The organism is Lipingzhangella halophila, assembly GCF_014203805.1.
In the GTDB taxonomy this organism is placed as follows: domain Bacteria; phylum Actinomycetota; class Actinomycetes; order Streptosporangiales; family Streptosporangiaceae; genus Lipingzhangella; species Lipingzhangella halophila.
Genome location: NZ_JACHJT010000001.1, coordinates 343,422 through 361,242 on the forward strand (window position 1 = coordinate 343,422; position 17,821 = coordinate 361,242).

At 71.1% G+C, this 17,821-nt stretch carries 18 protein-coding genes; 17 read left to right on the top strand and 1 reads right to left on the bottom strand.

Going from position 1 to position 17,821, the window contains the following annotated elements; translation table 11 throughout:
* The first annotated feature begins 25 nt into the window (after nucleotides 1–25).
* The 10 genes from F4561_RS01655 (at nucleotide 26) to F4561_RS01700 (ending at nucleotide 11,860) form a co-directional block, all read left to right on the top strand.
* Entirely contained in the window at nucleotides 26–949 is a 924-nt protein-coding gene (locus tag F4561_RS01655; RefSeq protein ID WP_312885093.1) for a 2-hydroxy-3-oxopropionate reductase, read from the top strand.
* Nucleotides 946–2,604 (top strand): thiamine pyrophosphate-binding protein, encoded by a 1,659-nt coding sequence (locus F4561_RS01660; protein WP_184574084.1) that lies wholly within the window; start codon nucleotides 946–948, stop codon nucleotides 2,602–2,604. Before F4561_RS01655 ends, F4561_RS01660 begins: the two co-directional genes overlap by 4 nt.
* Nucleotides 2,605–2,753: 149 nt before the next feature.
* A complete protein-coding gene (gene araD / locus F4561_RS01665; protein ID WP_184574086.1) occupies nucleotides 2,754–4,481 on the top strand; it encodes an L-arabinonate dehydratase in 1,728 nt (575 codons plus the stop codon).
* Between the two features lie 292 nt (nucleotides 4,482–4,773).
* Nucleotides 4,774–6,432 (top strand): tripartite tricarboxylate transporter permease, encoded by a 1,659-nt coding sequence (locus F4561_RS01670; RefSeq protein WP_184574088.1) that lies wholly within the window; start codon nucleotides 4,774–4,776, stop codon nucleotides 6,430–6,432.
* Nucleotides 6,433–6,461: 29 nt separating this feature from the next.
* A complete protein-coding gene (locus F4561_RS01675) occupies nucleotides 6,462–7,553 on the top strand; it encodes an Ldh family oxidoreductase (protein ID WP_184574090.1) in 1,092 nt (363 codons plus the stop codon).
* The gene (locus tag F4561_RS01680) at nucleotides 7,550–8,518 is read left to right on the top strand and encodes a hydroxyacid dehydrogenase (protein ID WP_184574092.1); all 969 of its coding nucleotides are present in this window, start codon (nucleotides 7,550–7,552) and stop codon (nucleotides 8,516–8,518) included. The genes F4561_RS01675 and F4561_RS01680 overlap by 4 nt, the downstream gene beginning before the upstream one ends.
* A gap of 32 nt (nucleotides 8,519–8,550) precedes the next feature.
* Nucleotides 8,551–9,321: an HpcH/HpaI aldolase family protein gene (locus F4561_RS01685; protein WP_184574094.1), complete on the top strand. Its 771-nt coding sequence runs from the start codon at nucleotides 8,551–8,553 to the stop codon at nucleotides 9,319–9,321.
* A gap of 17 nt (nucleotides 9,322–9,338) precedes the next feature.
* Nucleotides 9,339–10,454 carry a Bug family tripartite tricarboxylate transporter substrate binding protein gene (locus F4561_RS01690; protein WP_184574096.1) on the top strand — a complete coding sequence of 372 codons (1,116 nt, stop codon included), beginning with the start codon at nucleotides 9,339–9,341 and terminating at the stop codon, nucleotides 10,452–10,454.
* A complete protein-coding gene (locus F4561_RS01695; RefSeq protein ID WP_184574098.1) occupies nucleotides 10,451–10,954 on the top strand; it encodes a tripartite tricarboxylate transporter TctB family protein in 504 nt (167 codons plus the stop codon). The genes F4561_RS01690 and F4561_RS01695 overlap by 4 nt, the downstream gene beginning before the upstream one ends.
* Nucleotides 10,955–11,020: 66 nt before the next feature.
* Entirely contained in the window at nucleotides 11,021–11,860 is an 840-nt protein-coding gene (locus tag F4561_RS01700; RefSeq protein WP_221445327.1) for a hydroxypyruvate isomerase family protein, read from the top strand.
* 144 nt (nucleotides 11,861–12,004) lie between these two features.
* Here the strand turns inward: F4561_RS01700 and F4561_RS33060 are convergent, their stop codons facing one another.
* Nucleotides 12,005–12,451 carry a transposase family protein gene (locus F4561_RS33060; RefSeq protein ID WP_184574100.1) on the bottom strand — a complete coding sequence of 149 codons (447 nt, stop codon included), beginning with the start codon at nucleotides 12,449–12,451 and terminating at the stop codon, nucleotides 12,005–12,007.
* A 324-nt stretch (nucleotides 12,452–12,775) separates the two neighbouring features.
* On the opposite strand from F4561_RS33060, the gene F4561_RS32230 reads away from it, so the two are divergent.
* The 7 genes from F4561_RS32230 (at nucleotide 12,776) to F4561_RS01735 (ending at nucleotide 17,805) form a co-directional block, all read left to right on the top strand.
* A complete protein-coding gene (locus tag F4561_RS32230) occupies nucleotides 12,776–12,985 on the top strand; it encodes a LapA family protein (protein ID WP_246437117.1) in 210 nt (69 codons plus the stop codon).
* Between the two features lie 197 nt (nucleotides 12,986–13,182).
* Nucleotides 13,183–14,022 (top strand): YihY/virulence factor BrkB family protein, encoded by an 840-nt coding sequence (locus tag F4561_RS01715; protein ID WP_312885094.1) that lies wholly within the window; start codon nucleotides 13,183–13,185, stop codon nucleotides 14,020–14,022.
* Between the two features lie 207 nt (nucleotides 14,023–14,229).
* The gene (locus tag F4561_RS33065) at nucleotides 14,230–14,358 is read left to right on the top strand and encodes a hypothetical protein (protein WP_281384009.1); all 129 of its coding nucleotides are present in this window, start codon (nucleotides 14,230–14,232) and stop codon (nucleotides 14,356–14,358) included.
* Between the two features lie 851 nt (nucleotides 14,359–15,209).
* Nucleotides 15,210–15,473 (top strand): helix-turn-helix domain-containing protein, encoded by a 264-nt coding sequence (locus F4561_RS01720; protein ID WP_184583020.1) that lies wholly within the window; start codon nucleotides 15,210–15,212, stop codon nucleotides 15,471–15,473.
* A gap of 156 nt (nucleotides 15,474–15,629) precedes the next feature.
* Nucleotides 15,630–15,833, top strand: coding sequence for a hypothetical protein (locus F4561_RS01725; RefSeq protein ID WP_184574105.1), 204 nt, complete (start codon nucleotides 15,630–15,632; stop codon nucleotides 15,831–15,833).
* 271 nt (nucleotides 15,834–16,104) lie between these two features.
* Nucleotides 16,105–16,971: an ABC transporter ATP-binding protein gene (locus tag F4561_RS01730; RefSeq protein ID WP_184574107.1), complete on the top strand. Its 867-nt coding sequence runs from the start codon at nucleotides 16,105–16,107 to the stop codon at nucleotides 16,969–16,971.
* A gap of 123 nt (nucleotides 16,972–17,094) precedes the next feature.
* Nucleotides 17,095–17,805 (top strand): response regulator transcription factor, encoded by a 711-nt coding sequence (locus F4561_RS01735; RefSeq protein WP_376773617.1) that lies wholly within the window; start codon nucleotides 17,095–17,097, stop codon nucleotides 17,803–17,805.
* Nucleotides 17,806–17,821: the final 16 nt, after the last annotated feature.

Consider the following 17,821-nt stretch of genomic DNA (forward strand, 5'->3'; position numbering starts at 1 on the left):
CGCACGAACGAAAGGGGACACGCAAGTGAGCGCAGGCGAGTACCTCCCGGGGGAGGCGCGGATCGGTTTCGTCGGTCTGGGCATCATGGGCGAGCCCATGGCGCGCAACCTGGTGGCGGCCGGATACAGCGTGACCGTGCACAACCGGAGCCGGGAGGCGGTCGACCGGCTCGTCGCCGCGGGCGCCAAGCCCGCGAGCGGCCCGGCCGCCGCGGCCGCCGACGCCGACGCCGTGATCGTGATGCTTCCCGACGCCCCCGACGTTCGCGCGGTGGTTCTGGGCGAGAACGGGGTGGCCAGCACCCTGCGCGAGGGCGGGATGCTCATCGATATGAGCACGATCTCGGCGGGCGCCACCCGGGAGCTGGCCGAGACCCTCGCCCAGCAGGGCGTTCGGATGCTCGACGCACCGGTCAGCGGTGGCCAGAAGGGAGCCGTCGACGCCGCGCTGACCATCATGGTGGGCGGGGACGAGGCCGACTTCGCGCGTGCCCAGCCGATCTTCGCGGCGCTGGGCACCAGGATCACCCTGATCGGGGAGAGCGGAGCGGGCCAGGTCGCCAAGGCGGCCAACCAGATCGTTGTGGCCGGCACCATCCAGGCGGTGGCCGAGGCGCTGACCCTGGCGGAGCGCAGCGGCGTCGACCCCGCGCAGGTGCGCGAGGCACTGCTCGGCGGGCTGGCCGGCAGCAAGATCCTGGAGGTGCACGGCCAGCGCATGCTCGACGCCAGCTTCGATCCCGGTTTCAAGGCCAAGCTGCACCACAAGGACCTCGGGATCGCGCTGGAGGCCGGCACCGAGGCGGGAGTGGCGCTGTCGACCACGGCGCTGGTCCGCCAGTTCCTCGGCTCGCTCATCGCTTCGGGTGACGGCGACGCCGACCATTCCGCGCTCGCGCGGGTGGTCGAGCGCCTCTCGGGGGATGCCGGCGAACGGGGCGCCAGTTGACAGCGGGGGATCGGGAGGCCGGAGCCGCGGCCGTGGACCTCCTGGCGGACGCCGGGGTGCGGCACTTCTACACCGTTCCCGGCGAGAGCTTCCTGCCGGTGCTCGCCGCCGTCGAGGAGGACCCGCGGCTCACCCTGGTCTCGACCCGCCACGAGTCGGGGGCGGCGTTCATGGCCGAGGCCGACGCCAAGCTCACCGGCCGTCCCGCGGTGGCCATGGGGACCCGCGGCGTTGGCGCCGCCAACCTGGCGATCGGCGTGCACACCGCCTACCAGGACTCGACCCCGATGATCGTGCTCCTCGGCCAGGTGGAGTCGGACCACCTGTACAAGGGGGCGTTCCAGGAGGTCGACCTGGCGGCCTTCCTCGGCTCCGTGGCGAAGTGGGCGGTCACCGCGCACCGCGCCGACCGGATCTGCGACCTGCTCGGCCGGGCGTACGAGATCGCCGTGTCGGGACGCCCCGGCCCGGTGGTCCTGGCGCTGCCCGCCGACCTGCTGTCCGAGCGGGTGGCCCCCGCCCCGCCCGTGTTCGCCGCGGCCGGCGGTCCGGACGGACGGCCCGCGGCCGCCCCGGCCGACCTCGACGAGCTGGCCGGACGCCTGCTCGCCGCGCGCGGCCCCGTCCTGGTCGCCGGGAGCGGGGCGCGCGGCGCGGCGGGGACGCTGACAGCGGTGGCCGAAGGGTTCGGCTGCGGCGTCTACACCGGCTTCCGCCGCCAGGACACGTTCCCCAACGATCACCCCCACTACCTGGGACACCTGGGGCTGGGCGGCGGGCCCGTGGTGGAGGCACTGCGCGACGCCGACCTCGCCGTCCTGGTGGGCAGCCGGCTGGACGAGGTCACCAGCCAGGGCTACACCCTGCCCGCCGCGAGCACCGACGTGGTGCAGATCGACATCGAGCCCGGTCCACTCGGGACCGGTGCCCGCCCCGTCCAGCGCCTAACCGCCGATGTACCGGGCGCGCTCGCGGCCCTGGCCGAACGCGCGCCCGCGCACCCGCCCGCCCGCGACTGGGAGGCGGCACGGGAGCGGTACGTGGCCGGAACCCGGGTGCCGGCCGGGACCGACACACCATCCGGGCTCGACCCGGCGCGCGCCGTCGCCGCGCTGCGGCGGCACCTGCCCGCGGACACCATCGTCACCAACGACGCGGGCAACTTCGCCGCGTTCCTGCACCGCCAGTGGTGCTTCACCGCACCGCGCAGCCAGCTCGGACCGGTCAACGGGGCAATGGGCTACGCGGTGCCCGCCGGTGTGGCCGCGTCGCTCGCCGAGCCGCACCGCCGGGTGCTGGCCACCGTGGGCGACGGCGGATTCCTGATGACCGGAGCCGAGATCGAGACCGCCGTACGCCTGGGGCTCTCCCTCACCGTCGCCGTGTTCCGCAACGGGCTGTACGGCACCATCGCCATGCACCAGGCCCAGACCTACGGCTCGCTGGCGGGCGTGGACATCGGGGCGGTCGACATCGCCGCGATCGCCCGGGGCCTCGGCGCGAACGCCGTGACCATCGACAGCGAGGAGCGGCTCGACGCCGCGCTCGCGGAACTCGACGCCGGGTCGCCGGCCGTCACCGTTCTGGACATCGTCACCGACCCGGACCTGATCGCGCCGGGCAAGAACCTCTCCACCCACCTGAGCGCGGGCTGACCCACCAGCCCTTCGCCCGCCGCCGCGTAGCCCCCGCCGCCGCCTGCGCCCCGCCGCGCCGCCGGCGCATCCCACTACCCCCGACCCGTGCGGAAGGAGTGTCCGGATACCCCATCCCTGACTCGTTTCGACGTCTGACGGAGGCACGGATGTCACTGGAAACCGCCCCTGGAAACCTGCGCAGCGCCCGCTGGTTCGCCCCCGATGACCTACGCAGCTTCGGCCATCGCTCGCGCCTCAAACAGCTCGGCTACGACGAGGCCGACTTCGCCGACCGTCCTGTCATCGCCATCCTGAACACGTGGAGCGATGTCAATCCGTGCCACGGGCACTTCCGTGCCCGCGCCGACGAGGTCAGGCGCGGTGTCCTGCAGGCGGGCGGCTTTCCTCTGGAGATGCCCGCTCTGTCGCTCGCGGAGCCGTTCCAGAAGCCGTCGACGATGCTCTACCGCAACCTCCTGGCCATGGAGACCGAGGAGCTGCTGCGCTCCTACCCGGTCGACGGCGCCGTGCTCATGGGCGGGTGCGACAAGACGACGCCCGGCCTCGTCATGGGCGCCGCCTCCGTCGACCTGCCGTGCGTCTTCCTGCCCGCCGGGCCGATGCTGCGCGGGAGGTGGCGCGGCGGCGAGCTCGGCAGCGGGACCGACTCGTGGCGCTACTGGGCGGACCGGCGCGCCGGGGTGATCAGCGACTGCGAGTGGCGCGAGATCGAGGGCGGCATCGCCCGCTCCAATGGCCACTGCATGACGATGGGGACGGCCTCGACCATGACGTCCGCGGTCGAGACGCTGGGGCTCGCACTGAGCGGGTCGGCGTCCATCCCGGCCGTGGACTCCGCGCACTCCCGGATGGCAGCCGCGAGCGGCCGGACAGCCGTGGAGCTGGTCGAGCGGGACCAGCGGCCGTCCCACCTGCTGACCGCCGCGTCGTTTCGCAACGCTGTCGTCGCGGTGCTAGCTCTGGGCGGCTCGACGAACGCCGTCATCCATCTCGTCGCGATGGCCAATCGGTTCGGCATCCCGCTGTCGCTGGACGACTTCGACGAGCTCAGCCGGCAGGTCCCGGTCCTGGCCGACATCCGGCCCGCGGGCCGCTTCCTGATGGAGGATTTCGCCAACGCGGGCGGCCTCCCGGGGCTGCTGAGCCGGGTGAGCGAGCTGCTCGACGTCTCGTGCCGCACGATCTCGGGCGGCACACTGGCCGACGGGATCGCCGGGGCGCGGGTGTACGACGATGACGTCATCCGCGACCGCGACAACCCGCTCAGTGCCGAAGGCGGATTGGCGGTGCTGCGCGGCAACCTGGCACCCCGCGGGTGCGTGATCAAGCACAGCGCGGCCGACCCGGAGCTGCTGCGGCACACCGGCCCCGCTGTGGTCTTCGCCGACTACAACGACCTGGCCGCGCGCGTCGACAGCCCGGACCTGGACGTCGACGCGGACTCGGTGCTCGTGCTGCGCAACGCCGGGCCGCGCGGCGGGCCGGGTATGCCCGAATGGGGCATGCTCCCCATCCCGAAGCGCCTCCTGGAGCAGGGCGTGCGCGACATGGTGCGGATCTCCGACGCGCGGATGAGCGGCACCAGCTACGGCACCTGCGTGCTGCACGTCGCGCCCGAGTCGGCCGCGGGCGGGCCGCTGGCCCTGGTCCGCGACGGCGACCCGGTGCGCCTGGACGTGCCGGCCCGACGCCTGGACCTGCTGGTCGATGAGGAGGAGCTGGAGCGCCGCCGGCACGACTGGTCCCCGCCCCCGCCGCGGGTGCACCGCGGGTACGGCGCTTTGTTTCACGAGCACGTCACCCAGGCTGACGAGGGGTGCGACCTCGACTTCCTGGCGCGTCCCGGAGCCGTCGCCGAACCTGAGATCCACTGACGGATCACGTTCCCGCCCGCGGTGAACCAGCCGGAAGGTGCGGAGCGTGACCGGTTCGCCACCGATGCCGTTGCGGCGGCATCGGGCGGGCCGTTATGTCCGCGTTTTCGTGGTGCCATTCCGGCAATTGCCAAATTCCTTTTCGGGGGATTGACAGGAAATTGGCGTTATGTACGGTGTATGGTATACGAAATCTCAGAGACCTGAGTCACAACAAAGTGTGATGTGGATCAAACCGATCTCCGCTGCTGACACCGCGTCCGCATCGTCGGCCTGATCGAGAGGTGAACACATGGACTGGGGACTGGTCACGCAGGAATGGGCCCTCCTCCCGGGCGCGATCGTGGACATCCTGACCTCACCAGTCGTGGTCCTCGCCCTGCTCATCGGCGGCGTGATCGGTATCGCGGTGGGCCTCATGCCGGGCCTGACGGCGGTCATGGCCATGTCGCTGCTGCTTGGCTTCATGCTGAACCTGCCGGTCGAAGCCGGGCTGGGGCTGCTCATCGGGGTCTACACCGGGGCCATCTACTCCGGCAGCATCACCGCGGTCCTGCTGAACATCCCGGGAACGCCGGCCGCGGCGGTGACCACCCTGGACGGCTTCCCGCTGGCGAAACAGGGCAAGGCGCGCGAGGCGGTCGGCACGACCACCTGGGCCAGCTTCTTCGGCGAGTGGATCGGCGAGATCGTCGGGTTCATCCTGCTGCCGTTCGTCGCGGCGCTCGCCCTGATGCTGGGCGACTGGGAACTGTTCCTCGTCGCGCTCATCGGGATCCTGCTCGCGGGCGGCCTGGCCGGCAGGAGCCCGCTGAAGGGCTGGATCGCGGCGTTCATCGGAATCACGATCAGCATGGTGGGCACCGACCCGATCTACGGGACGCCCCGCTTCGGGTTCACCCCGGAGCTGATGCGCGGGGTCGACTTCGTCCCGGTGCTGATCGGGGTGTTCGGCGTCGCGGAGATCCTGTTCGTGCTCCGGTCGAAACAGCCCTACCGCCTCGCCGGCAAGCCGGGGCGGGCGATCACCCGATGGGACATCCTGCGCAAGCCGGCCAGCGTGGTCAACATCGCCCGGTCGGGGCTGATCGGGGTCCTCATGGGGATCGTGCCGGGCTCGGGCGAGTCGGCTGCGCCCTGGATCGCCTACGACCTCGCCCGCCGGCGGTCCAGGCGGCCCCAGGACTTCGGAAAGGGTTCGCATGAGGGGCTGATCGCCGCCGAGACGTCCAATAACGCGACCTCGGGTGGCGCGCTCATCCCCTCACTGACCCTGGGCATCCCCGGCAGCGGCCCCACCGCCATTCTGATCGCCGCGCTGTTCATGTACGGCGTGCGTCCCGGACCGAGCCTGATCGTGGAGGAGCCGGGGTTCATCGCGACGACGATCGCGCTGTTCCTCATCTCCGCTGTGGTGATGCGTGTCCTGGCCTACCTGGCGTCTACATACTTCATCCGGCTGCTGTCGATTCCGCGAACGATCATCCTGCCGATCGCGGTCACGCTGGGCTTCGTCGGCGCGTGGGGAGTCGGGTTCACCGTCTTCGACATCCAGGTGGTCCTGGTCTGCGGTCTGATCGGCTACGTGCTGCGCAGCCGCGGCTTCCCGCTCGCGCCACTCGTGCTCGGCATCCTGATCGGCCCGGTCGCCGACCAGTCCCTGCGCCGGGCGATCCTCACCTACGAGGGCGACTTCGGTGCGATGTTCACCCGGCCGATCGCCCTGGTGCTCGCCGGGTTCCTGCTCGCGTGGCTCGCCTGGACCCTGTGGAAGCTGTGGCGCGGCGACCGCGGCGGCGCGGAGGACGACACCGCCCTGGAGGACGCCGCGGACGACGACCCCGCCGATGCCGACGAGCCCGCGCCCGGTGGCGAGCCCGCCCCCTCCTCGGCGAGGACCGGCCGGACGCCGGGCTCCGACGACGACCCACCCGAGACCGACCAGCGTTGATGATTCCCGCCCGGAACACAGGAGGTTCGGTGCCCGAACGAGTACCCCCGAGATCAGTCACCGCGATGCACGACTTCAGTACCGAGGTTCTCACCGCGTTCGGTGCCGGGCCGGCGACGGCCCGTGCCGCCTCGCGGCACATGCTGTGGGCCGACCGCAGAGGGACCGAGACCCATGGGCTGGTGCGGCTGCCCGCCTACATCGAGAAGATCCGCGGCGGGGCCCTGGACCCGCACGCCCGACCGCTGGTGGAGCCCGGCAACGGGGCGACGTTCACTGTCGACGGTGGGGACGGCTTGGGTCACCCGGCCGCCGACCTCGCTATGGCCTCCGCGCTCGGAGCGTGCAAGAAGAACGGGGTCGCCGCGGCCACCGTGCGCAACAGCGGGCACTTCGGCGCGGCGGGCAGCTACGCGGAAATGGCCGCCAGCGCCGGGGCGGTCGGGATCGCGATGACCAACGCCGCCCCACTCATGGCACCCACCGGCGGCAAGGAGCGGCGGCTCGGCAACAACCCGGTGGCGATCGCCGTGCCCTTCCGGGAGTTCCCGATCGTGTTGGACATCGCGATGAGCGCGATCGCCGCCGGGAGCATCATGCTGGCCGCGCGGCGCGGGGAGGCCATCCCCGAGCAATGGGGGCTCGACTCCGAAGGCCAACCGACCGCGGACCCCGAGGCGGTGCTGACGAACGGCGGGCTGCTCCGCCCTCTGGGCGACCACAAGGGCTACGGGCTCGCCCTGATGGTCGACCTGCTGACCGCGGTCCTCAGCGACGGCACACCGGGTGTCGACGTCCGGCGGCTGGACCAGGACGGCCCGGTGGGCGCCAGCCACACCTTTGTCGCGCTCGACATCGAAGCCTTCACGGACCGGGAAGGCTTCGACGCCCGGGTCGACGCGCTCGTGGCGGCGGTCCGCTCCACCCAGCTCGCCCGCGGCGCCGACCGCATCCTGCTGCCGGGCGAGCGCGAGGCCGAGACGGCGCGCGAGCGCGACGAGAACGGTATCGGCTACCCGGCGGACATCTTCGCCGCCCTCGAACCGCTGGCCGAGGCCGCGCGGGTGCCGCTCCCGCCGCCTCTCGAACCGGCGGCCCCTACCGCGGAGGCCGGCCGATGACCGCCGAAAGCGCGGGGCTGGTCTACGTTGCCGAACCGGTGCACCCCGATGCCCTCGACCTGATCCGGACCCGCGGCCCGCTCGCGGTCGGGTTCGGCCCCGAGGCCACCACCTTCGACGCGGTCCGCGACCGTGTTGCGGGGGTGCTGGTCCGCACCGGAACCATCAACGCCGCCATGATCGAGTCCGCGCCGCGGCTGCGCGTCATCGCGCGCCACGGTGTGGGCACCGACTCCATCGACGTCGCCGCCGCGGCGCGGCGGGGAGTCCGGGTCCTCATCACCCCCGAGGCGAACGCGGTGTCGGTCGCCGAGCACACGATCGGCCTGCTCATCGCCGCGGCGCGGCGCTTTCCCGAATGCCAGGCGGCGGTGCGCGGCGGGACGTTCCACGAACGCGACCATCTCGTGGGGACCGAACTCGCCGGGCGGACGCTGGGCGTACTGGGGCTTGGCCGGATCGGTCGCCGGGTCGCCTCCGTCGCCGCGGCACTTGAGATGCGCGTGCGCGCGTACGACCCGTTCCTGCCCGACGGCGCGGAGATGCCTCCCGGTGTCGAGCGCACGTCCACCCTGGCCGGGCTGCTGGAGGGGGCGCACGCCTGCACCACGCACGTGCCTCTTACCCCCGATACCCGGGGCCTGATCGGCGGCGCGGAGCTCGACCTGCTCGCGCCGGGCGCGGTGCTCGTCAACACGGCCAGGGGCGGGATCGTCGACGAGGCCGCCCTGGCGGACCGCCTCACCAGTGGGCGGCTCAGTGGCGCGGGAATCGACGTCTTCACCGCGGAACCTCCGCACGACAGCCCGCTGCTCGGCGTCGGGAACGCCGTCCTGACCCCCCACTGTGCGGCGCACACCGGCGAGTCACTGCGCCGCATGTCCGTGCACGCCGCCGAAGGAATCGTCACCGTGCTCGCGGGCCGTGTCCCCGAAGGTGTGGCGCAGTCGGTGACCCCGGCCTGAACGGGCCGCAGACAACCGAGATGAGGAGTGACATGTCGTTCCACCAACGGCTCACGCGGGGCGAGAAGGTCTTCGGGATCATGCTCTCCGAGATCGCCAACCCGAACGCCGCCATGATGCTGGCGACCGCGGGGCTCGACTTCTTTGTCATCGACATGGAACACGGCACGCTCGACTACTCCGAGATGGCCGGGCTCGTCACGGCCGCGCGCGGCTGGAACGTGGCACCCGTGGTGCGCATTCCCGAGATCCGCCGGGAGACCGTGCTCAAGCCGCTCGACGCCGGCGCCGCGGGCCTGGTGGTTCCCCAAGTGGAGGAGGTCGAACAGGTCGAGGAGGTGGTATCGCACGCCATGTACCCGGACCGGGGGCGCCGCGGTGTGGCGCTGCGCCGGGCGCACAGCGCCTTCGCGAAGCGGCCCGCCGTGCAGTACATGGCCGAGGCCGACCGCGAGACGCTCGTCCTGGTCCAGATCGAGACCAGGCGCGGGCTGGAGAACGTCGACCGGCTCGCCGAGGTCGAGGGGCTCGGCGGGTTCTTCATCGGTCCCTTCGACCTGTCCGTGGACCTGGGTATCCCCGGTGCGCTCGACCACGAGGAGATGCGCGAGGCGTACCGCACGGTTATCGCCGCGGCCAAGCGGACCAACCGGGTCGCCGCCATCCACGTTTTCGACCCCCATATGGCGGTCGAGCTGATGCAGGACGGGATCGACATGTGCTCCGTGAGCAGCGAGATCAACATGCTCGTCGACCAGGCGAGCAACAACGTCCAGATCATGCGGGACGCCACCCAACCGTGACACCCCCTGGAGCGAGAATGACGAACAACAGCCATCCCCCTGTGCGCGCCATCCGACCGATCCGTACCGCCACCGCGGGCGCCACGGCGCTCCTGCTGCCGCTGGCGGGCTGCGCCAACGGCGGCGACGCGGCCGACGCGTTCCCCAGCCGCCCGATCGAGCTGACGGTGGGCTGGTCGGCCGGCGGAAGCTCCGACCTCACCACCCGCGGCCTCGCCAAGGAGATGGAGGAGGACCTGGGCGTTGCGGTGCAGATCACCAACGTCGAGGGCGCCACCGGCGGTGTCGGCGCCTCCCAGGTGTCGAATAAGGACGCCGACGGCTACTCCGTCTTCGGTGGGGCCAGTGTCGCCGGCATGTGGCAGGTGATGGAGCAGTCCGACGCGTCGTGGGAGTCGTTCTACGCGCTGCTGGCCGGGCCGTCCCCCACGACGATCTACGTGCCGGCCGACAGCGAGTACGAGACCGTGGAGGACCTGGTCGAGGCCATGGAGGACGACTCCTCGATGCGCTACGGCACGCCCGGCCCCGGCAGCAACGGCCACATCTTCGGTGAGCTGCTCACCGAGGAGACCGGCACCGAGGCGGAGCACGTGCCCTACGACGGCGGCAGCGAAGCGGGCCAGTACCTCGTCTCCGGCGAGGTGGACTTCGTCTCCGTCACCCTCGGCGACATCCTGAACCTCGTTGAGTCCGACGACGCGCGCCCGCTGGTCAACCTGTACGAGGAGCCGGTCGAAGTGGCCGGGACCGAGATCCCGCCGATCACCGACAGTTACCCGGAGCTGGCCGAGCAGACGGCGATCAACCCCTGGTTCGGCGTCTATGTGCCGCGCGACACCCCGCCGGAGGTGGTCGAGCGCCTCTCGGAGTCCGTGCAGTACGCCACCGAGCAGGACCGTTTCGTGGAGATGTACGAGGGCGAGCTGGGCGGCGTGGTCGACTTCACGGCGGGCCAGGACTCCGACGACGTCATGGCGCGCGTCGAGTCCAGCCGCGCGTGGGCGCTGGACGGGCTGGGCATGACCGAAAGGGACCCGGCGGAGCTCGACATTCCGACGATCGAGGAGTACGAGTGGCCGCCGCACCAGCGTGCCGAGGAGGCCGCTGAGTGGCCTGAGGGACTGCAGTGACGGAGCGGACCGCGGACGAGCGGGCCGGCGCACAGGCGCCGGCCCGCGCCGCGGGTGATCTCGCGGTCGGCCTGGTCATCATCGCCGTGTGCGTGTGGGCGGGCTGGGAGTCGCTCGGGATGCCCCGTCGCGGCCAGCTCGGCCTGCTCACCAGCCCGGGATTCACACCGTTCCTCGCCTGCCTGACCATCGGCGTGCTGTGCGCCATTCTGGTCGTGCGTGCACTGCTGCGCGGCGCGCTCAAGGGCGTGGGGCCGCGCCTCGCCGAGATGTGGCACAGCGAGGAGTCGCGGCGGGTCGTGGTGCTGTTCGCGCTGATAACCGGGTACGGGCTGTTGGTCGGCGTCATCCAGTTCGCCGTGGTGACCGGTGTGTTCCTGCTCGTCTGCTTCGTCTTCGTGCGCGCGGGCGGCTGGGTCACGATCGCGGCGACGACCGTGGTCGCCACCCTGCTGACCGGCGTCGCCATCCCGCACGCGTTCAGCATGCCGCTGCCCTGACCCCCACGGGGACGCGCCGCCCGGGGGCCCGGGCGGCGCGCGGGTACCGAGATACATGGAGGAGCCGTGAGGTTCGCCGTCAACCTGTCGATGCTGTTCACCACCGTTGCGATGCTGGAGCGGCCCGCCGCGGCGCGCGCCGCCGGCTTCGAGGCGGTGGAGTGTTGGTGGCCGTTCGGTGTCCCCGAGCCCGGTGACACCGACGTGGACGCGTTCGTCGCCGCTCTCGACGACGCCGGCGTGGCGCTCACCGGGCTGAACTTCGACGCCGGCTCGCTGCCCGACGGCGAGCGAGGGTTCGTCTCCCAGCCCGATCGGACCGCCCGTTTCCGGGCGAACGTTCCCGTGGCGGTGGAGATCGCCCGCCGAACCGGCTGCGGGGTGCTCAACGCCCTGTACGGCAACCGGCAGGACGGCGTCTCCCCGGAGAAGCAGGACGAGTGCGCCGCGGACAACCTCGCGTACGCGGCGGCCGAGGCGCGGGGGGTCGCGACCGTGGTCGTGGAGCCGCTGAACTCCTTCGAGAGCCCGCGCTACCCGCTGGTGCGCACCGAGCACGCGCTGGGAGTCCTCGACCGCGTGCAGGAGGCGAGCGGCGAGCGCCCGGGCCTGCTCTATGACGCGTACCACATGCAGCGGATGGAGGGGAATCTCATCGACACGATGCGGCGGCACGCCGGCGACCTCGCTCATGTCCAGGTCGCCGACTCGCCGGGCCGCGGCGCGCCGGGGACGGGGGAGATCGCCCATGCGCGGGTCCTCGATGCCCTGCACGACCTCGGTTACCAGGGCACGGTCGGGCTGGAGTACAAGGACCCCGGCCCCGCGGACCGTTTCGCCTGGCTGCACCGCGACGGCCGGGCCAGCCTGGACGGCCGGCGCCCCAGCGCGTTCGTCACCGCCTGAGCCCCGCGCTCGGGCCGCGGTGGACAGGTCGGCGACAAGCCACACACACGTGGGCAGATCTTGAATGAGTCACCCCACGGCCCCACCAGAGCCACTCCCGTCGAAGCAACCCCAGCACCCCCACCATGCACCAATGACGTGATCTCAGCGAGTTTGCTTTTCGAGGTGGTGCAGTACCAGGGCGGCTTTGACGAGGTCGCCGATCCGGGAAGGGCTCTTGGTGGTGTGTCTCAGGAGCCGCCAGCGTCCGACGAGCAGGGCCATGGCGCGTTCACCGATGGCGCGTATGCCGCGAAGTAGCAGGTTGGCGGTCTTGTTGTCAGCGCTGAGGCGTTCGGGATTGATGGAGCCGGGGCGTTTGACGGGAACACGAACGCCGGCGCCGGCGCCCTCATAGCCCAGGTCGGCCAGGACGATCAGCCCTTGTTTGGCGGCCTGACGCAGAAGGGGCAGGACAGGCGCCGCGCGCGTAACGCGCCGGTACGCAGCGCGGGCGCATCTACGACCGCCTGTACCCGATGACGCGTCCCGAATCCCGGGGCCGTCTCTCCTTCGGGCGTCCACGGTGCGTCGGCCGTGCGGCTGACGCACCCGGCTGACCGCCCTTCCGGCCAGGAGGGGCGCTGTGGATCGCGGTCATGCTGGGGCGGTCGCCACGGCGTAGAATCGGAGGTACCCGGTATCGGCGACATCCCCGCCCCGAGGTGCCCCCGCCACGCCGGCTTCCGTCAGGGGGTATGCGACATGCCGAACCGACATTGGTTCGCCCACCACCGCCAAGGTGACAGCGACAGACCCGCCACGGCCACGTCCCGGCCGTCTTCCCATGCGCGACCGGATCCGGATACGGCAGGGGCACCGGAGCCGCGCCAGGAGCCCGCTGCTGCGACACGCGCCGGCGGGGTGTGGGCCGCGATGGTGGCCGTCGTGCTGCTCGCCGTCGTCCTCATCGTGTTCCTCCTCAGCAACACCGCTCAGGTCGAAGTCTCCTTCCTGGGCCTCCGCGGCGAACTGCCCCTGGCGATCGCGCTGCTTATCGCGATGGTCGCCGGAATCGTGATCACGCTGATCCTGGCCGCCACCCACCTCACCCGCCTCCGGCACCGCGTTCGCCGCAGGCAATGACCTCCCGCGGCCCGGCCGTGACAACCCGCCTCCGAGGATTCCTGGACGCACGGCGCACTGGGCCCCTCCGGGCCCGGCGGCCCCCTCGACCCGCCACATCACCGGTGGAGGATCCGGGCACCGCACCACGTGCGGCGGCCGCCGGAAAGCGCTCCGGCCACGGACTCGCTCGCCTGTTCGGCGAGGGGGCGCGTCGGGTGCGGCGGCTGGCTGCCAGGACCCTCCGCCGAGCCTGGGCGGACCGGGTTCTCGGGCTGGCGGCCGAGGCCGGATTCTGGGCGCTGCTGTCCCTGACCCCCTTGCTGCTGGTCCTGGTGGCCGCCATCGGGTACCTGCCCTCGCTGTTCGGCGCGGGTACGGTGAGCGAGGTCGAAACCTGGATCCTGACGGTGGCCGGGCATGTCCTGGCGCCTTCCGCCGTTGAGGAGGTCATCGACCCGGTCCTGGCCGATGTGCTGCGCCACGGACGCGGCGAGATCGTTTCGGCCGGCTTCCTGCTCGCGTTGTGGAGCGGTTCGGCGGCGATGAACACCTATGTCAACGCCATCACCATCGCCTATGGGATGCACGATCTTCGCCCGGCGCTTCGAGCCCGGGCGCTGGCCTTCGCCCTCTACCTGGGAGCGCTGGGCTCCGGAGCCCTCGTGCTGCCGCTGCTGGTCGCGACTCCCGACTGGATCCTCGCCGCCACACCCGCAGACGCCCGCCCGGTCGTCGGGCCGCTGGTCAGCGTGGGCTACTGGCCCGTTCTCATCGTGCTCTGCACAGGGCTGCTGGTCGTCCTCTATCGTGCGGCGACCCCGGTACGCGGCCGCTGGCGGCGCGAGGTGCCCGGTGCGGTGCTCGCGATGCTGCTGTGGCTGGGTGGCAGCATGACGCTGCGGTTGTTCATGTCGCTGGTGATCGCGGGCAACGCCGCTTATGGCGTACTGGCGGCGCCTGCCGCGGCCCTGCTGTTCCTGTATGTGACCGCGCTGGCGGTGTTGCTCGGGGCCGAACTGAACGCCCAGATCGCCCGCTCCCGACCCGATGGGTGAGCCCGGGCGAGACTGCCGCGCACGGCAACAGCAGGACAGGCGGATCCGCGGCCCCGGTCTCGGCTCTCGACTGGAGCCTCCGCCGTTTCCCCGGCATCGGGGTGGGCGGGCGAGGAACAGATGCGGATTCCGCGCGTGTGCTCACCGGCCTCGCCAGAACCGAGCGGACAGGCGCGACGCCCCGAGGCGCCCCTTCGGGGCGGCTGCGTGCCGAAAGCTTCCCTGCGGCCGCTCTCGCTCATCGGCTGCCACCGCATCGGCTTCCTGCGGCACTACGCGTTCACCGGCGCGGACAGCGCGGACGTGGAGGAGGACTTACTCCGCCCTGGGGACTGATTCGGGCAGGCTGGGCCGCCGGCCTGGGGAGGGGAGGATTCATGGCTGCGGGACACGCGAAAAACTGTAGTGGCCGGAGTAGACATGCGTGGCAGTTGCTGCTAATTTTTCTGTCGCAGCCGAGCAGACGGGCTGCAGGTGACCGCCGGTAGGCACCGGCGGAGCAGGTCGGCCCGACCGGTGCGGGCGTAAGAGCACCGGGGGCCGGTAGTACAGCAGTACGCAGTACACGCAGTCGCAGAACCGCAGGAGGCTTCCCGCCGCCACGGGGGGAGCAGCAGTACACAAGGGCGTTCCGGCGCTGGATGAGGTATCGAGAACGCGTCCGGAGGCCGCCTGGCAGGACCACCGCAGGTGGAACGAAGAAGCGCAAGTGCACCACCGGCGTTCCGCCCTCGCGGGGGAGGCCGCAGCAGTAAGAGCAGGTCGGCTCGACCGGCGCGCACGTGCGGTAAGGCGCCGGGGGCCGGTAGTACACAGGACCGCAGGTCATGGCGGTCCGGCAGTAGCGAAGTAGAGGCAGTTGCAGGTTGTGAGGACGAGAGGAGCAGATGCCATCAGGATCGCCCGCGCGAGGAACGTCGCCGCGCGGGTACCGCAGGACCCTGGTTCGGAAGAAGGTGATGCACGGTCAGACAACCGCGATCCCCGCATTCCCGGCGCAGTAGGTTCTACGGGAATCGGCAGATCGGCCCTGCTGGGGCCGGTAGGTAGATGGTGTTGAACTCTCGGGCCCCGGCGCCGCAATGGCGCCGGGGCCCTCGACGTGCTCACGGAGACGTTGACGAGGTGCTGTGACCGGTTCCGACGCCGATGATCGGCTTGATGACGACGACTTTCCCGCCTACACCATGGGCCGGGCCGCGGAGCTGGTCGGCACGACGCCGGCGTTCCTTCGCGCTCTGGGCGAGGCCGGGTTGATCGAGCCGCTGCGCTCGGCGGGCGGGCACCGGCGCTTCTCCCGCTACCAGTTGCGTATCGCGGTCCGGGCCCGGGAACTGGTCGATGAGGGGACGCCGATCGAGGCGGCGTGCAAGATCGTGATCCTGCAGGACCAGCTGGAGGAGGCCCGGCGGATCAACGAGGAGATGCGGGGCACCGGCCCGCCGGACTGAGAGCCCGCCGCGGCGGGGGCGAACGCAGGCAGGGCGCTGCGTGTCCGAACATGGGCGGTACCCGAAGTCGGCTCCCGGATCGGTTTCTGGGGCGGCCGCGTCGCTCCGTGGAGCCGTCCGGCGAGTTGGCCGGTGACTATTGGTGTGCATCGCTCTGTGACGGCAGTGCCGTTGAAGGCGGTATTGCTCGAAGTGACAGGCCGGGCCTTCGGGCAGGGCATCCACGGTACGGGCGGGCATCGGCTCCACACCATCGTGCTGCCCGCGCTCGCCCTCGCGCTCGTCGTGCTTCAGCCGATCATGGGAGGGATTTTCATAGGCGGACAGCTGTTCCGAGCGATGTCCGCCGAGGCGCTCTGACTCACGTGATACTCGCTGAGATCACCTCAATAGATCTTGAGGGTCGCGTTCCTTCATCGCGCGATGAAGGAACGCGACCCTCAAGACCAACGCCCAGACTGCCAACAATTCGGGCATACCAGGAGCGATTACTGGGGCCGGCCCATCCGCCGCCCCTGCGGAACCCGACCGCGATCCCCGGTCTTCCGGCCCATGGGCCTCGGCAGTAGCCTCTACCGGGGGAACGGCACTCGGCCGGGCCCCGACCACGAGGATCGCCGAGGGAGCACACATGTCCGAACTGTCGCGGCTGCGGGGGGAGAACCTGACGCTCGCGTACGACCAGAGCGTCATCTCCCGGAATCTCGGGATCAGCATCCCGGACAACTCGTTCACCGTGATCGTCGGTCCCAACGCGTGCGGCAAGTCGACCTTGCTGCGTGCGTTGTCGCGGATGATGAAACCCGCGGCGGGCGCCGTCCACCTCGACGGCCGGATCATCGGGTCCTATCCGTCCAAGGAGGTCGCGCGCCGGCTCGGGCTTCTCCCGCAGTCCTCGGTGGCACCGGACGGCATCACCGTCGCCGACCTGGTGGCCCGCGGGCGCTACCCGCACCAGAAGTTCCTGAAGCAGTGGTCGCGCACCGACGAGCGCATGATCGACGAGGCCATGGAGGCCACCGGGGTGCGCGATCTGGCCGACCGGGTCGTCGACGAGCTCTCCGGCGGCCAGCGGCAACGGGTGTGGCTCGCCATGGTGCTGGCCCAGCAGACCCCGCTGCTGCTCCTCGACGAGCCGACCACCTACCTCGACATCGCCCACCAGATGGACGTGCTCGACCTGTGCGCCCAGTTGCACGTCGAGCGCGAGTACACCCTGGTGGCGGTGCTGCACGACCTGAACCACGCCTGCCGGTACGCCACCCACCTGATCGCGATGAAGGACGGCCAGGTCGCCGCTGAGGGCGCGCCGTCGGAGATTGTCACCGCCGAGCTGGTCCAGGAGGTCTTCGGGCTGCCCGTCCAGGTCATCACGGATCCGGAGTCGCACACACCCCTCGTTGTGCCCGCCGACCGCCGGGGTAGCGGCGCGCGCCGTGCCCTGCCGGCCGAGAGCGCGGCGGACGCGAACGGCGCCGGAGCACGCCGGACGGCCTGACCCGCCAGGGCGGCCCGCCAAGGTGGTGGCGGGGTAAAGGAGCAGGACACGGGTTCGCGTGTCTTACGGTGGTACTTGTTTCCTCTTACCGTCGGCTAACCCGCGTAGGCCAGGATGGTTGTTATGACCAGCTCAGCGTGCCGCGTGCTCGTCGCCGATGATGACCGGGCCATCCGCGACTCCCTCGAACGAGCCCTGGAGCTCGAAGGTTACGAGGTACTGACGGCCCACGACGGTGTGGAGACGCTGGCGGCCGTGCACGCCGAACCGGTGGACCTGCTCGTCCTCGACGTCATGATGCCCAGCGTTGACGGGCTCGGGGTGTGCCAGGTGCTGCGCGCGGAAGGCAACCGCACCCCCATCCTGATGCTCACCGCCCGCGTCGAGACGTCCGACCGGGTCGCCGGGCTCGACGCCGGGGCCGACGACTACCTGCCCAAACCGTTCGAGCTTGACGAGCTGTTCGCTCGACTGCGGGCACTGCTGCGCCGTGCCACGCCGGTCACCGAGGACGGCCGCCCCGAGCCTCCGCTCCAGGTAGGCGACCTGCGGCTGGATCCCGGCGCGCGCCGCGTGTGGCGCGGCGGCAACGAGGTCGAGCTCTCCAAGACCGAGTTCGACCTGCTCGAACTGCTGGCCCGGAACGCGGGGATCGTGCTCGACCACACGACGATCTACGACCGCATCTGGGGCTACGACTTCGGACCAGAGTCCAAGAACCTCGCGGTCTACATCAGCTACCTGCGCCGCAAACTCGAACCCGAGGGCACGCCCACGCTGATCCAGACGGTGCGCGGGGTCGGTTACACCCTGCGGCCGCAGTCGACCCAGTGAGTACCGTTGTGTGGCG